The sequence below is a fragment of the Mycobacterium sp. SMC-2 genome, assembly GCF_025263485.1.
In the GTDB taxonomy this organism is placed as follows: Bacteria; Actinomycetota; Actinomycetes; order Mycobacteriales; family Mycobacteriaceae; genus Mycobacterium.
Map to the genome: position 1 here is coordinate 5,005,605 of NZ_CP079863.1, position 13,875 is coordinate 5,019,479.

The window sequence follows — 13,875 nt, forward strand, 5'->3', positions numbered from 1 at the left end:
ATCAGCAACCATGACAGTTGAGGGCAACCGCCCGGCCGCCGGCGCCGGCCGAGGCTCAGCGCAGGCACGGCCGCGCGGTGAAGCTCCAGATCGCAACCTGGCATTGGAACTGGTCCGCGTGACCGAGGCCGGGGCAATGGCCGCCGGCCGCTGGGTGGGCCGCGGCGACAAAGAGGGCGGCGACGGCGCGGCCGTCGACGCGATGCGCGAGCTAGTCAACACGGTCTCCATGCGCGGCGTGGTGGTCATCGGCGAGGGCGAGAAGGACCACGCGCCGATGCTCTACAACGGCGAGGAGGTCGGCAACGGCGACGGGCCGGAGTGCGACTTCGCCGTCGACCCGATCGACGGCACCACACTGATGAGCAAGGGCATGCCCAATGCCATCTCGGTGCTGGCGGTGGCCGACCGCGGCGCGATGTTCGACCCGTCGGCCGTGTTCTACATGAACAAGATCGCCGTCGGGCCCGAGGCCGCCAACGTGCTCGACATCACCGCGCCCATCGCCGAGAACATCAAGGCCGTCGCCAAGGTGAAGGCGCTGTCTGTGCGCGACATGACCGTGTGCATCCTGGACCGGCCACGGCACGCACAGCTGATTCACGATGTTCGGGCGACCGGGGCCCGTATCCGCCTGATCACCGACGGCGACGTCGCCGGCGCCATCTCGGCCTGCCGGCCCCAGTCGGGCACCGACATGCTGGCCGGGATCGGCGGTACCCCGGAAGGCATCATCGCCGCCGCCGCGATCCGGTGCATGGGCGGTGCCATCCAGGCGCAGCTGGCACCGAAGGACGACGAGGAACGCCAAAAGGCGATCGACGCCGGCCACGACGTCGATCGGGTGCTGACCACCGAGGATCTGGTGTCCGGCGAGAACGTCTTCTTCTGCGCCACCGGGGTCACCAACGGCGACCTGCTCAAGGGCGTGCAGTACTACCCCGGCGGCTGCACCACGCAGTCGATCGTGATGCGGTCGAAGTCGGGCACCGTGCGCATGATCGAGGCCTACCACCGGCTCTCGAAGCTCAACGAGTACTCCTCCATCGACTTCACCGGCGACAGCACTGCCGCCTATCCCCTGCCCTGACCGAAACTCAGCGAGGACTGCTACCTATGGCCGAAAGCGCCGCCGATACCGAATACCGCATCGAGCACGACACCATGGGCGAGGTCCGGGTGCCCGCAAAGGCGTTGTGGCGCGCCCAAACCCAGCGCGCCGTGGAGAACTTTCCGATCTCGGGCCGGGGCCTGGAGCGCACCCAGATCCGCGCGCTGGGCCTGCTGAAGGGCGCCTGCGCGCAAGTCAACAAGGATCTCGGGCTGCTGGCACCGGAGAAGGCGGACGCGATCATCGCCGCCGCGGCCGAGATCGCCGACGGCCAGCACGACGACCAATTCCCCATCGATGTCTTCCAGACCGGGTCGGGGACCAGCTCCAACATGAACACCAACGAGGTGATCGCGAGCATCGCGGCCCGAAACGGTGTCACGGTGCACCCCAACGACGACGTGAACATGTCGCAGTCGTCCAACGACACCTTCCCGACCGCGACCCATATCGCGGCCACCGAGGCCGCGGTGCGTCACCTGATCCCGGCGCTCGAGGTGCTGCACGAAGCGCTGTCGAGCAAGGCCCGCGAGTGGCACACGGTGGTCAAGTCGGGCCGCACCCACCTGATGGATGCCGTTCCGGTGACCCTCGGACAGGAGTTCAGCGGCTACGCCCGCCAGATCGAGGCCGGGATCGAGCGGGTGCGCGCCACGCTGCCGCGGCTGGGCGAGCTGGCGATCGGCGGAACCGCGGTGGGCACCGGCCTCAACGCTCCCGACGGTTTCGGCGTCAAGGTGGTCGAGACGTTGATCGCCTCCACCGGTCTGAGCGAATTGCGCACGGCCACCAACTCTTTCGAAGCTCAGGCGGCGCGCGACGGTCTGGTCGAGGCCTCCGGCGCGCTGCGCACCATCGCGGTGTCACTGACCAAGATCGCCAACGACATCCGCTGGATGGGATCGGGTCCGCTGACCGGCCTGGCCGAGATCCAGTTGCCGGACCTGCAGCCGGGCAGCTCGATCATGCCCGGCAAGGTGAATCCCGTTCTTCCGGAGGCGGTTACGCAGGTGGCCGCGCAGGTGATCGGCAACGACGCCGCGGTCGCCGTCGGCGGCTTGTCGGGTGCCTTCGAGCTCAACGTCTATATCCCGATGATGGCCCGCAACATCCTCGAGTCCTTCAAGCTGCTGACCAACGTGTCGAGGCTGTTCGCCGAGCGGTGCATCGTCGGCCTGGTCGCCAACGTCGACCACCTGCGTGAGCTGGCCGAGTCGTCGCCGTCGATCGTGACGCCTTTGAACTCGGCGATCGGCTACGAGGAGGCCGCCGCGGTGGCCAAGCAAGCCCTCAAGGAGCGCAAGACGATTCGCCAGACCGTGATCGACCGCGGCCTGATAGGCGACAAGCTCTCGGAGGAAGAACTGGACCGCCGCCTGGACGTCTTGGCGATGGCCAAGGTCAAGCCGGAGAAGTAGGCGGGGTGATGCAGCGATGACGGCTCCTCCAGGCGGTCCCTACGGTCCGGGGCCGTACGGAAATCCGTACGGGCAGGACCCTTATTGGGGCGGCCAGCCGCAGGCCGGCCAGCCGCAGGGTGGCGGTCAGTACCCGTACCCGCCGAGCGGCCCCTACCAGTACCCGCCGCCGTACCCGCAAGCGGGACAGCAATTCCCGCCCGGCCCCTATCCGCCCGGACCGCCACCGGGCGGACCCGGCTCGAAGCTGCCCTGGCTGATCATCGGTGGCCTCGTCGTCCTGGCCGTCATCGCGCTGGTGGCGACCCTGATGGTGATGCGCGGCGGCAACCACGGCCAGCCGTCGACCGCGGCGCCCTCGTCGACGAGCACCACGGCCAGCCAGCCGAAGAGCGCGCAGACCGCCACCGATTGCACCCCGAATGTGTCCGGCGGTGACATCCCCCGGACCGACGCGATCACCGCCGGCAAGCTGTCGTTCCCGGCCGCCGCGGTGCCCCCCAACTGGCAGGTGTTCTCCGACGACCAGAACCCGAACCTGATCGGCGCCGTGGGCGTCGCCCAGGACGTCCCGGGGGCCAGCCAGTGGATGATGACGGCCGAGGTCGGCGTCACGAACTTCGTCGCCAGCATGGACGTCACCGCTCAGGCGTCGAAGTTGTTGCAGTGCATCGCCAACGGCCCAGGTTATGCGAACGCGTCGCCCACGCTCGGCCCGACCAAGACGTCGTCGATCACCGTCGACGGAACGAAGGCCGCCCGCGCCGACGCCGACGTCACAATCGCCGACCCTACCCGCAACGTCAAGGGCGACTCCGTCACCGTGATCGCCGTCGACACCAAGCCCGTCACCGTCTTCATCGGCAGCACACCCATCGGCGACGCCGCGTCGGCGGACATCATCGGCCGGATCATCGCCGCGCTGAAGGTCAGCAAGTCCTGACCCGGCGCCCCTGGCCTAGCCGGCCGGGGGCGCCGGCGCCGAGACGTGGGTCGCTTCGGATCGTCCCCGCAAGACGGTGGAATAGCATTCGGCCCATAGCGTTGCCTCGGATTCGTCGGCCCGCTCGATGGCCGCCGCCGCGCACAGGATCCGCCGGTCGGCGGTCTTGGCGAGATCGGCCAGCCGTGCGGCCTCGTTGACCGCGTCGCCGATCACCGTGTATTCGTACCGATTTTCGGCGCCGATGTTGCCGGCGAAGACGCGGCCCGCCGAGACGCCGATGCCGAAATCGACCGGCAGCCGGCGCAGTTGGGTGCCCAGGGCGCGGGCGGTCGCCAGGGCCGCCGACGCCGGGTCGTTGGCCGGCAGCGGCACCCCGAAGACCGCCAGCGCGGCATCCCCGGCGAATTTGTTGATCAGCCCCTGGTGTTCATCGACGGCTTTGACGACGATGCGAAAGAAATCGTTGAGAATTTTGGCGACCTCTTGCGGGGGACGGCTTTCCGCCAGCTGCGTCGAACCCACCAGGTCGATGTAGAGAACCGCCGCCTCCACCACATCGCCCGACAGCGATGCACCCTCTTTGATGGCGCGCTGGGCGACATCCGCTCCGACGTGGCGCCCGAATAGGTCGCGCAGCCGGTCACGCTCGGCCAGGCCGGCCACCATCCGGTTGAAACCCGTTTGCAGGCGGCCGATTTGCGAGCGCTCGTACGCCCCGACGTAGGTTCCGATGTGGCCGTGCTCGACCTCCGCCATGGCGTCGACGACCTCGCACAGCGGATCGGAAATTGATCGCGACGTCAAGATCATCGTCGGCAGCCCGAGCACCAGCGCCGCCAGCGACACCACCAGGATCGGCACGTCCAGCGACGCGGACTTGTCGATCAGCCACCCGTACGAGCGAAGCACAACCAGAGTCGCGATCACCCCGATGGGAAACGCGCTGCACAAAAACCACAGCAGGACCAGTCGCGCATAGACGCCGGGCACGGCCATCCGCGGCTCACCGCCCAGCGTGGCGGCGCGCATGATGGGGCGCAGGATGCGCTGCGACAGCAGCATCGCCGTGCCGGCGGCGGCCGGTCCGCCGAGCAGCACCCCGAGCGTGATGGGCAGGAGCAGCTGCGCCCCGCCGCCCAGATTCAGCAACATGAAGATGGTGCCGCTGACGGCCCAGGCCCCGAACAGGATCACCGACTGCCGGCCGGGCAGCTTCATCGCGGCTTCCCGCTGCTGCTGGTCGGGTTCGGTGCCGTCCGCGTACCAGCGCAGCGTCGGGGCCGCGCTCAGCATCCCGGCCGCCGCGACACCCGCGATGCCCAGCACGATGAGCACCGTCACCGCCGCCGTGTTGGTTTTGGCGAAGTCGGCGTTGGCCCCGATGGAGGTATGGCCCCGCAGGGGGACCAAGATGGCGGCCGCTTCGAGGACGGCCAGCACGTAGGACAGCGCCAGCCAGGCCCCGTACTGAATCACCAACCGGCGGGCGGACTTTCGTTGCACCGCCGCGGGTGGCGGGCGCCGGCTGGAAACCCAGTCGGCCGCGCGTGTCCGCAAGCTTGCGCTAGGCACCGTTGTTCGGCCCGCCCGAGTTCTGACCCGGGATGTCGGTGATCGGGAAGTTGGGCATCGGCTTGGGCGACGGAGTGTTAGGCAGCGACGGGATGTCACCGGCCGGGATGTCGCGGAGTTGGTTGGCGGGTGGCCCGTTCTCCCGGCTGCCGTAGCTGCTGCCGGGCGCCCGCCGGCCGAGCAGCTCGCTGACCGTCACCATCCGGTAGCCGTTGGCCTTGAGCACCGGGAGGAACTGGTAGACCAGATCGACCGTGCTCGAGTAGGTGTCATGAAACAACACCACCGAACCCGGCTTGATGTGCGTCATCAGCATGTACCGGGTGGCCGCCGTGTTCGAGTCGTTCGCCCAGTCGAAAGGGATGACATCCCAGAGGATTTCGGCCAGCCCGAACTTGGCCGCGGTCTGCCGGACCGCATCGGTGGACAGTCCGCCCGCGGGGCGATACAACGTCGGCGTCCGCCCGGTGGCGGCGGTGATCGCGTCGTTGGCCTTGGCGAATTGCGGGGCGACGTCGTCCGCTGGAATCGTCGTCATGTTGGGGTGTTCCCATGTGTGGCTGCCGATCTCCATCCCCGCATCGGCGATCCGCTTGGCACCCGCCGGATTGGCCGCCACCTTGTTGCCGATCAGGAAGAAGGTCGCCTTCGCGTCGTTGTCCTTCAGGATCTGCAGCAGTCGCTCGTCGAACGGGCTCGGCCCGTCGTCGAATGTCAGCGCGACACACTTGACCACCGAGCAGCTGAGGTTGTCGGCGCGCGTCACATGACCGGTCAGCCCGCCGATGACCAGCACCGCAGCGGCCGCGGCGACACCGACAACCATGCGCCAATAGCGCCAGGCCTGGCTGTCGGGTCTTTTCGGCACGTTGCGAGCGTACCTGGCCTCAAGTGCGCGATCGGGCCGTCGAGGGTGCCGTCAGGGCTTCGAGCGTGCAGTCAGGGCGGGATCCGAACGGTTTTTCCGCCTTGGCCGCACACCGAAAGCCCAGGATGCCCACCCGATGCCGGGCGCCGTCACTGCGGTAAGCCGATTTCCTCGAGCATCTCGGTGACCAGGGCCGCGATCGGCGACCGCTCGCTGCGCAACAGGGTGATGTGGGCGAACAGCGGGTGTCCTTTGAGCTTCTCGATGACCGCGGCGACCCCGTCGTGCCGGCCGACCCGCAGGTTGTCGCGCTGGGCGATGTCGTGCGTCAGCACCACCCGCGACCCGGCGCCCAGCCTGGACAGCACCGTCAGCAACACGTTGCGTTCCAGGGACTGCGCCTCGTCGACGATGACGAACGAGTCATGCAGCGACCGGCCCCGGATGTGGGTCAGCGGCAGCACCTCGAGCATGCCCCGGGAGAGCACCTCCTCCAGGACGGCCGGACTGGCCAGGCCCTCGAGCGTGTCGAAGACCGCCTGCGCCCAGGGGCCCATCTTCTCGCTCTCGCTGCCGGGCAAATAACCCAGCTCCTGGCCGCCCACGGCGTACAGCGGGCGGAAGACCACCACCTTGCGCTGGGTCCGCCGTTCCAGCACGGCCTCCAGGCCCGCGCACAGCGCCAGCGCCGACTTGCCGGTGCCGGCTTTGCCCCCCAGGGACACGATGCCCACGGACTCGTCGAGCAGCAGATCGAGCGCCACCCGCTGCTCGGCGGACCGGCCCCGCAGGCCGAATGCCTCACGGTCGCCGCGAACCAGCTGGACGCGCTTGTCCGCGTTGACCCGGCCTAGCGCATGCGAGCTGCCGCCTAGCAGCCGAATCCCGGTGTGGCAAGGTAGGTCTCGGGCTTCAGCCAGATCGATCTCGCCTTCGGCGAACAGCGCGTCGATGTCATCGGCGGCGGTCTCCATCTCGCGCATGCCCGACCACCCGGAGGCCACCACGTCTTGCGCGTGATACTCGTCGGCGGCCAGCCCGACCGCGGCGGCCTTGACGCGAAGCGGAATGTCCTTGCTGACCAACGTAACTCGCTTGCCTTCGGCGGCGAGGTTGGCGGCGCAACTCAAGATGCGGCAGTCGTTGTTGTCGCTGCGGAAACCGGCGGGCAGCACCGCGGGATCCGTGTGATTGAGCTCTACGTGAAGCGAACCGCCTTGTGTCCCAACAGGAATCGGCTGATCAAGCCGTCCGTGCACGAGCCGCAGATCGTCGAACAGGCGCAACGCCTGACGGGCGAACCAGCCCAGCTCGTGGTGATGCCGTTTTGCCTCCAGTTCGCTGATCACCACCAGCGGGACCACCACCTCGTGCTCGGCGAACCGGCTGCACGCCCAGGGGTCGGACAGCAGCACGGAGGTGTCGATCACGTAGGTCCGGATTTCGGTCACGTAGCGCTCCTCGAGCGGGATGAGCCCGCGCGGACCCGCACGGGCATGTCGGCGGGAACTGCGACACCAGGACCGGGGCCGGTCCTTCCGTTGTGATGACGGGAGGTGCCGCCCTGGCAGCAGAGCATGACGCTGACCATCGGGATCGACGCTACTCTCGTCGCCGCTTCGCGGCAGCGCAGGCGCGCCGACGACGAGCGCCGGGCGCGAAGATCGGCTAGCCGATGACGAACGGCTTGAGGGCGGGCTCGTCGGCCACACCCCATGCGGTGATGCGATCCGAGATCGCCTGCCGCAGCTGCTGTTCGTCGAAGATGCCCGCCGCGGCGACGTTGCGCAGCTTGTCGCGATAGGGCTCGATGTCAGCGCCGGGCACTTGCAGGTCAGCCGCGCGGGCGGCGATCGCCGCGATGGTCTCGTCGCGGGTGTAGGAGAGGCAGCGCTCGACGAGGTTGGAGAAGAAGAGTTCGTGCCGCCGCTCGTCGCGCGCGATCCGGTCGATGAGCCCGGCCAGGATGGGCTCCTCGAGCTTCGCCGCCAGGTTCTCGCAGAAGACGGCGTACGTGCGCTCGCTGAACGCCATGTACACCAGGGTTTCCACCTGCGTGTACGTGTCCGCGCGGTAGCCCTTCATGACGTGCTGGACCCGGGCCTCCTCGTTGGCGGTCGGGTCGACCTCGCGGGTCACCACGAGGTACTCGCGCAGCGCGATGGCGTGCAGGTGCTCCTCCGCGGTCCACCGGCCCAGCCAGCGGCCCCACCAGTCTTCGAGGATGAAGTGCTCTACCAGTTCACGGTGATGCCCGGCGAGGTTGTCCTTGAGCAGCAGCAGGATCTCGCAGGCGTCCGTGTACGGCCGGGGCAGCGTCGCGTCGGACGGGTCCCAGTCCCGTCCGCCGAGGAACGCGAAGTTCTCGCCGCGGTCGAACGGCACGTAGTCGTGAGCGAACCAAAGTTCCTCGGTGTTGAGGTGGCGGTCCATGTTGGCCTCGCACACCGGCTCGAGTTCCAGGGTCAGCGCGTTAGCTACAGGTTTCTGTGCCATGCGGTTACTGTAACCCGCGTACACAGGTTCGTGAAATCGCCCGGCCCGTGTCGCGGGAACTGGTGACTTTGGTCCTTTTGGCCGGTTAGCGGTCGACCAGCGTCCACTCCTCGAGACCCTCATACAGCGGGAAATCGCGGGCCAGCCGCGTCACCCGCTGCCGCAACGCGGACAGGTCCGCCGCGGTGCCGGCCGCCAGCGCGGTGGCGATGACGTCGGCGACCTCGGTGAACTCCGCATCCCCGAAGCCGCGGGTCGCCAGCGCCGGCGTGCCCACCCGCAGGCCCGATGTCACCATCGGCGGCCGCGGGTCGTTGGGGACCGCGTTGCGGTTGACCGTGATGCCGATCTCGTGCAACAGGTCCTCGGCGGCCTTGCCGTCCAGCGGGGAGTCGCGCAGGTCCACCAGCACCAGGTGGACGTCGGTTCCGCCGCTGACCACCGACACGCCCGCCTTGGCGACATCGGCGCCCAACAGCCGATCGGCGATGATGCGGGCGCCCGACAGCGTGCGGCGCTGACGGTCGGCGAACTCCGGTGTGCCGGCGATCTTGAGGGCGACGGCCTTGGCCGCGATGACGTGCATGAGCGGTCCGCCCTGCTGACCCGGGAACACCGCCGAGTTCGTCGACTTGGCGTACTCCTGCTTGCCGAGGATCAGGCCCGAACGCGGGCCGCCGAGCGTCTTGTGCACCGTCGTGGACACCACGTCGGCGGCCGGCACCGGCGAGGGGTGCAGGCCCGTGGCGACCAGGCCCGCGAAGTGCGCCATGTCCACCCAGAGCTTGGCGTCGACCTCGTCGGCGATCGACCGGAACGCCGCGAAGTCGAGCACCCGCGGGTAGGCCGACCACCCGGCGATGATGACCCTGGGACGGAACTCGAGGGCCTTGGCCCGCACCGCGTCCATGTCCACCAGGTGCGTCGTGGGATCCACCCCGTAGAAACCGGCGTCGTACAACGTGCCGGAGAAGTTCAGCTTCATCCCGTGCGTCAGGTGGCCGCCGTTGGCGAGGTCGAGGCCCAGCAGCCGCTCCCCCGGCGTCATCAGCGCATGCAGCACCGCCTCATTGGCCTGGGCGCCCGAGTGCGGCTGCACGTTGGCGAAGTCCGCGCCGAACAGGGCCTTGGCGCGGTCGCGGGCGATGTTCTCCACCACGTCGACGTACTCGCAGCCGCCGTAGTAGCGCCTCCCGGGCAGCCCCTCGGCGTACTTGTTGGTCAGGACGCTGCCCTGGGCCTGCAGCACCGAGCGCGGCACGAAGTTCTCCGACGCGATCATCTCCAGGGTGTCGCGCTGGCGACCCAGCTCCTTGCCGAGCAGCTCGGCGATGTCGGGGTCGACCTCGGCGAGCGGGGCGGACATCACGGAGGTGGACGGGCGGGCGTCGGGTGCAGCAGTCACGGGCGCCAGTCTATCCAGCGAAGGTTTAGCCAGCCCAGCCGTCGGGCGCGCGTCCGCCCCTGCGACACTTGCTCTATGCCACGGCTTAGCGAGCCGAGCCCCTATGTGGAGTTCGACCGAAAGCAATGGCGCGCGCTTCGCATGTCGACGCCGCTGGCCCTCACCGAAGAGGAATTGGTTGGCCTGCGCGGTCTTGGCGAGCAGATCGACCTGCTCGAGGTGGAAGAGGTCTACCTGCCGCTGTCCCGGTTGATCCACCTTCAGGTCGCCGCTCGCCAGCGGTTGTTTGCCGCCACGGCGGAGTTCCTCGGCGAGCCGCAACAAAACCCCGACCGGCCGGTGCCGTTCGTCATCGGCGTTGCCGGCAGCGTCGCGGTGGGCAAATCAACCACCGCCCGCGTGCTGCAGGCCCTGCTGGCCCGCTGGGATCACCACCCCAGGGTCGACCTGGTGACCACCGACGGCTTCCTCTACCCGAACGCCGAACTCGATCGGCGAAACCTGATGCACCGCAAGGGTTTCCCGGAAAGCTATAACCGCCGGGCGCTGATGCGGTTCGTGACGTCGGTCAAATCCGGCTCAGACTACGCGTGCGCGCCCGTCTACTCGCACCTGAAATACGACATCATCCCCGGGGCCAAGCACATCGTCCGCCACCCCGACATCTTGATCCTGGAGGGCCTCAACGTCCTGCAGACCGGTCCCACCCTGATGGTGTCGGACCTGTTCGACTTCTCGCTGTATGTGGACGCCCGGATCGAAGACATCGAGCAGTGGTACGTATCGCGATTCTTGTCGCTGCGCGGCACCGCCTTCGCCGACCCGGAGTCACACTTCCACCACTACTCGGCCCTCAACGACACCAAGGCCGTCGCCGCCGCGCGCGAGATCTGGCGGTCGATCAACCGCCCCAACCTGGTCGAGAACATCCTGCCGACCCGGCCCCGGGCCACCCTGGTGCTGCGCAAGGACGCCGACCATTCCATCAACCGGCTACGGCTGCGCAAGCTCTGAGCAGCGAACGCGGCGGTCACGCCGCCGGTAGACGACGCAGCCCCAGGTACTGCAGTCCGGCGAACGCCGCGGTGTACACGCCGGCGGCCAGCATGGCGGCAATCCCGGTCGCGGACAACGGCAGCGCTTCGGCGGCCACGATCGCGCCCAGCGTGAAGACCACATTGGCCACGACGACACCGGTTCCCACGCGGCGCAGGTTCGGCGCCGCCGCTAGAAGGAACACGACCAATCCGCCGAGCACGAAGAAGGCGCCGAGGCCGTACTCCTGCAGCGACGTCAGGCCCGTCAGCGACGCAAGCGGGTCGGCGAAAACGGCGATGGCCAAACCGCACAGGCCCGTCAACGTGGCGTCGGCGCGCATGGCGAACCGCAACAGCGAGTCGGTCGCGTCGTACAGGGGTCGGGTTGCCAGACCGGATGCGCCAGATGCATACGTCATGTGATTACTCCTCGCGTCGGCGAATTGGGTCGAACATCAGCGTGCCTCCGGCGCACTGCCATATCGACTCGTGGCACTGCCAACCACTGCCACGGATAAAAAGACCAGCGGGTTCGCTCGGCTATTCCCGTTTGCGGGTCCGAATCTCGATTGTTATTCGACAGACGCCAGTCTGGTGTTCAGGCGTCCCAGCAGTCACAGATTCCGGGCTAGTCGCTGGGCCACCGGGACCCGCCCGCGCAGATCGGCGGCGATCAGCCGGGCGGCGGCGTTCTGCCAGTTGTGCAGCGAGCGCTGCGGCACCTCGGTGACCAACCACTGCCAGGCCCGGCGGGCGGTCGGATCCAATCCGGCGGCGGTGGCGTTCTGCGCGTAGGCGCGCACGCCGACAACGTAGGGGAAATACAGCGAGTTGTAGTGGCGCCATTGCTCGGTGGTGCCGAAATCGCCGGCGTCGCGGGGTTTGAGCCGCCCGATGGCTTCGGCGAGAACCGCCTTGAGTTCGTTGGCCCGCTCCAGCGGGTGGTCGGGTGCGCCCCGGGCGGCGAGCCGCTCGTCGATGACGGGCAGGGCGGTCAACGGGCTGGCGACCAGTTTGCTCAGGTCGGCGTAGTGCCCCAGGGCGCGGCGGGTGAGCCTGGTGAACGTGACGTCGTCGACGTGGCCAAGCGGGTCCACCGACCGCAACGGCAGCGCCGCGCCGGTGTTCCGCAGCGCCGCCCGATCCTCCCGCAGCGCAGGCGATTTCGAGAATGCCAGCCGGTCGAGCACCCCGGCCAGCGGATCCGCGAGCACCTGCACGGCGATCGCGACAGCCAGGCTGGTGAACAGCAGCACGGTTAGCGCGGTCTGCGCGGCGACGTCATCGCGGGTCAGCGCCAGCCCGATCAACGCCTGGCCGCCGAACAACACCGCCACCACCACCGAACCGGCGAACGAGCGGAGCATGTCGGCGCGCAATGCCTGGCCCTCGTCGAACGCGTCCCACAGTGCGACGGCGATGCCGAGCGAGAGGACGTCGAGACTCGTCGACGCGAGCGCCACCCAGCTGGGCACCAGGCCCAGCGGAATGATCAGGATGGCATTGCCCAGCGCGAAGAACAGGGTGGCGACGACGGCGAGCCCGACGGCCGACCGCGGCCGGCGCGGCTGCCGCAACGCCACGGCCATCGCGCCGAAGGTAGATACCGAGATCACTGCGAACATCACCCAGTGGCCCGCCCGCAGCGGCCCATCGACGCTGCCGGCCAGCATCGCCCCGAACAGAGTCAGCGCCGCGACCCCCGCCACCAGCAACACCTCGCGGGTGCGCGCCCTGGAGCCGTCGCCGGGCCGGGACAGTTCGAGGAGCACCGCGAACCACGCGATGCCGGGGATGGTCACCAGGTAGATCTCAACGCGACTGAGCAGCTGCGCGTACGCGGGGCTGGCGGTCCGCACGGCATCCAGCCCCACCACGAAGGCGAAGCCGCACAGCCCGATCGCCGCCAGCACCAGCACCGGCTTCCGCGGATCGCGGGCCAGCAGGTACAACCCGAGCCACCCGCTCAGCGTGAACACCACCGCCGACAGCGCAGCCATGCACCTAGTTTGTCACTTCCCCGCTTCGTGCCGACCCGTCCCCCGCAAGCGGGAGGTAGCCCCAGCGCCCGGCTACGCCGCGCCGCTACTTGCCGTACCTGCGGTGCCGCTGGCTGTAGTCACGCAGCGCGCGTAGGAAATCGACCCGGCGGAACGCGGGCCAGTGCGCCTCCGTGAACCACATCTCCGAATACGCGCTCTGCCACAGCAGGAAACCCGACAGGCGTTGCTCGCCCGACGTGCGGATGACCAGGTCGGGATCGGGTTGCCCAGAGGTGTAAAGGTTTTCGGAGATGGCGTCGACGGTGACCGCGTCGATGAGCTCCTCGGCGGACGCGCCGTTGGCGAGCTCCTTGCTCAGCAACGCCCGCACCGCGTCGACGATCTCGCGGCGGCCGCCGTAACCCACGGCGACGTTGACGTGGAACGGCGCCACGACGGGCGTCGACTCCACCGCGCCGCGCAGCCGCCGGGCCGGCTCCTCGCCGAGCAGTTCGAGATCGCCGACGGTGCGCACACTCCAGCGGTTGGCCGGCGCGCAGATCTCTTCGACGACATCGGTGATGATCTCGATGAGTCCGGCCAGCTCGTCGGGGTCGCGTTGCAGATTCTCGGTGGACAGCAGGTACACCGTGGTCATTTCGATGCCGGCTTCCTGGCACCAGCGCAGCATCTCGGCGATCTTCAGCGCACCCATGCGGTAGCCGTAGCTGACGTCGGTGTAGCCGGCGTCGCGCGCCCAGCGCCGGTTGCCGTCGCACAGGACGGCGATGTGGCGGGGCAGATGGGATTTGGAGGAGGCCAGGCCCTGCCGCAGCCGCAGCTCGTAGACGCGATACAGCGGCTCTTTGAGACGCGGCGGGATAATTTCCACGGAGATTCAGCCTACTGTGAGTTACACCAAATGCCCCCTGCGATTCCGGCGATGTCACCGCGAACGGAGACCATGCCGTGACGGTTCCCGATTAATGTTGGTGTGAAGCAGCCACTGGCAATTCCCCGACCTGCAAGACGAGGCCACA

12 protein-coding genes are annotated in these 13,875 nt (G+C 68.4%); 4 read left to right on the forward strand and 8 right to left on the reverse strand.

Annotation, left to right across the window (positions count from 1 at the left end; all coding sequences use genetic code 11):
• Nucleotides 1–10 precede the first annotated feature (10 nt).
• Genes glpX through KXD96_RS23425 form a run of 3 tightly spaced genes read left to right on the forward strand, consistent with a single transcriptional unit; the run spans nt 11 to nt 3,472 of the window.
• Nucleotides 11–1,090 carry a class II fructose-bisphosphatase gene (gene glpX / locus KXD96_RS23415; protein WP_260740429.1) on the forward strand — a complete coding sequence of 360 codons (1,080 nt, stop codon included), beginning with the start codon at nt 11–13 and terminating at the stop codon, nt 1,088–1,090.
• Between the two features lie 26 nt (nt 1,091–1,116).
• Entirely contained in the window at nt 1,117–2,529 is a 1,413-nt protein-coding gene (locus tag KXD96_RS23420; RefSeq protein ID WP_260740431.1) for a class II fumarate hydratase, read from the forward strand.
• A 16-nt stretch (nt 2,530–2,545) separates the two neighbouring features.
• Nucleotides 2,546–3,472, forward strand: a complete 927-nt coding sequence (locus KXD96_RS23425) for a hypothetical protein (RefSeq protein ID WP_260740434.1) — start codon at nt 2,546–2,548, stop codon at nt 3,470–3,472.
• 15 nt (nt 3,473–3,487) lie between these two features.
• Here KXD96_RS23425 and KXD96_RS23430 read toward each other — a convergent pair whose 3' ends face one another.
• The 5 genes from KXD96_RS23430 to glyA all read right to left on the reverse strand — a co-directional run bounded on the left by KXD96_RS23430 (nt 3,488) and on the right by glyA (nt 9,777).
• Nucleotides 3,488–4,930, reverse strand: a complete 1,443-nt coding sequence (locus tag KXD96_RS23430; RefSeq protein ID WP_260745520.1) for an adenylate/guanylate cyclase domain-containing protein — start codon at nt 4,928–4,930, stop codon at nt 3,488–3,490.
• Nucleotides 4,931–5,039: 109 nt separating this feature from the next.
• Nucleotides 5,040–5,915, reverse strand: a complete 876-nt coding sequence (locus KXD96_RS23435) for a polysaccharide deacetylase family protein (RefSeq protein ID WP_260740436.1) — start codon at nt 5,913–5,915, stop codon at nt 5,040–5,042.
• Between the two features lie 149 nt (nt 5,916–6,064).
• The gene (locus KXD96_RS23440) at nt 6,065–7,366 is read right to left on the reverse strand and encodes a PhoH family protein (protein WP_260740439.1); all 1,302 of its coding nucleotides are present in this window, start codon (nt 7,364–7,366) and stop codon (nt 6,065–6,067) included.
• 217 nt (nt 7,367–7,583) lie between these two features.
• Entirely contained in the window at nt 7,584–8,411 is an 828-nt protein-coding gene (locus tag KXD96_RS23445) for an acyl-ACP desaturase (RefSeq protein WP_260740442.1), read from the reverse strand.
• 85 nt (nt 8,412–8,496) lie between these two features.
• Nucleotides 8,497–9,777: a serine hydroxymethyltransferase gene (glyA, locus tag KXD96_RS23450; RefSeq protein WP_260745521.1), complete on the reverse strand. Its 1,281-nt coding sequence runs from the start codon at nt 9,775–9,777 to the stop codon at nt 8,497–8,499.
• Between the two features lie 114 nt (nt 9,778–9,891).
• Here glyA and coaA point away from each other — a divergent pair, with 114 nt between their 5' ends.
• Nucleotides 9,892–10,830 carry a type I pantothenate kinase gene (gene coaA / locus KXD96_RS23455; protein WP_260740445.1) on the forward strand — a complete coding sequence of 313 codons (939 nt, stop codon included), beginning with the start codon at nt 9,892–9,894 and terminating at the stop codon, nt 10,828–10,830.
• Between the two features lie 16 nt (nt 10,831–10,846).
• On the opposite strand, the gene KXD96_RS23460 is transcribed toward coaA, so the two are convergent.
• From KXD96_RS23460 to KXD96_RS23470, 3 genes are all read right to left on the reverse strand, one after another.
• Nucleotides 10,847–11,272, reverse strand: coding sequence for a hypothetical protein (locus tag KXD96_RS23460; RefSeq protein WP_260740448.1), 426 nt, complete (start codon nt 11,270–11,272; stop codon nt 10,847–10,849).
• Between the two features lie 195 nt (nt 11,273–11,467).
• Nucleotides 11,468–12,853, reverse strand: a complete 1,386-nt coding sequence (locus tag KXD96_RS23465; RefSeq protein WP_260740450.1) for a hypothetical protein — start codon at nt 12,851–12,853, stop codon at nt 11,468–11,470.
• 85 nt (nt 12,854–12,938) lie between these two features.
• On the reverse strand, nt 12,939–13,727 hold the full coding sequence (locus tag KXD96_RS23470) for a (2Z,6E)-farnesyl diphosphate synthase (RefSeq protein WP_260740453.1): 789 nt from the start codon (nt 13,725–13,727) through the stop codon (nt 12,939–12,941).
• Between the last annotated feature and the right edge of the window lie 148 nt (nt 13,728–13,875).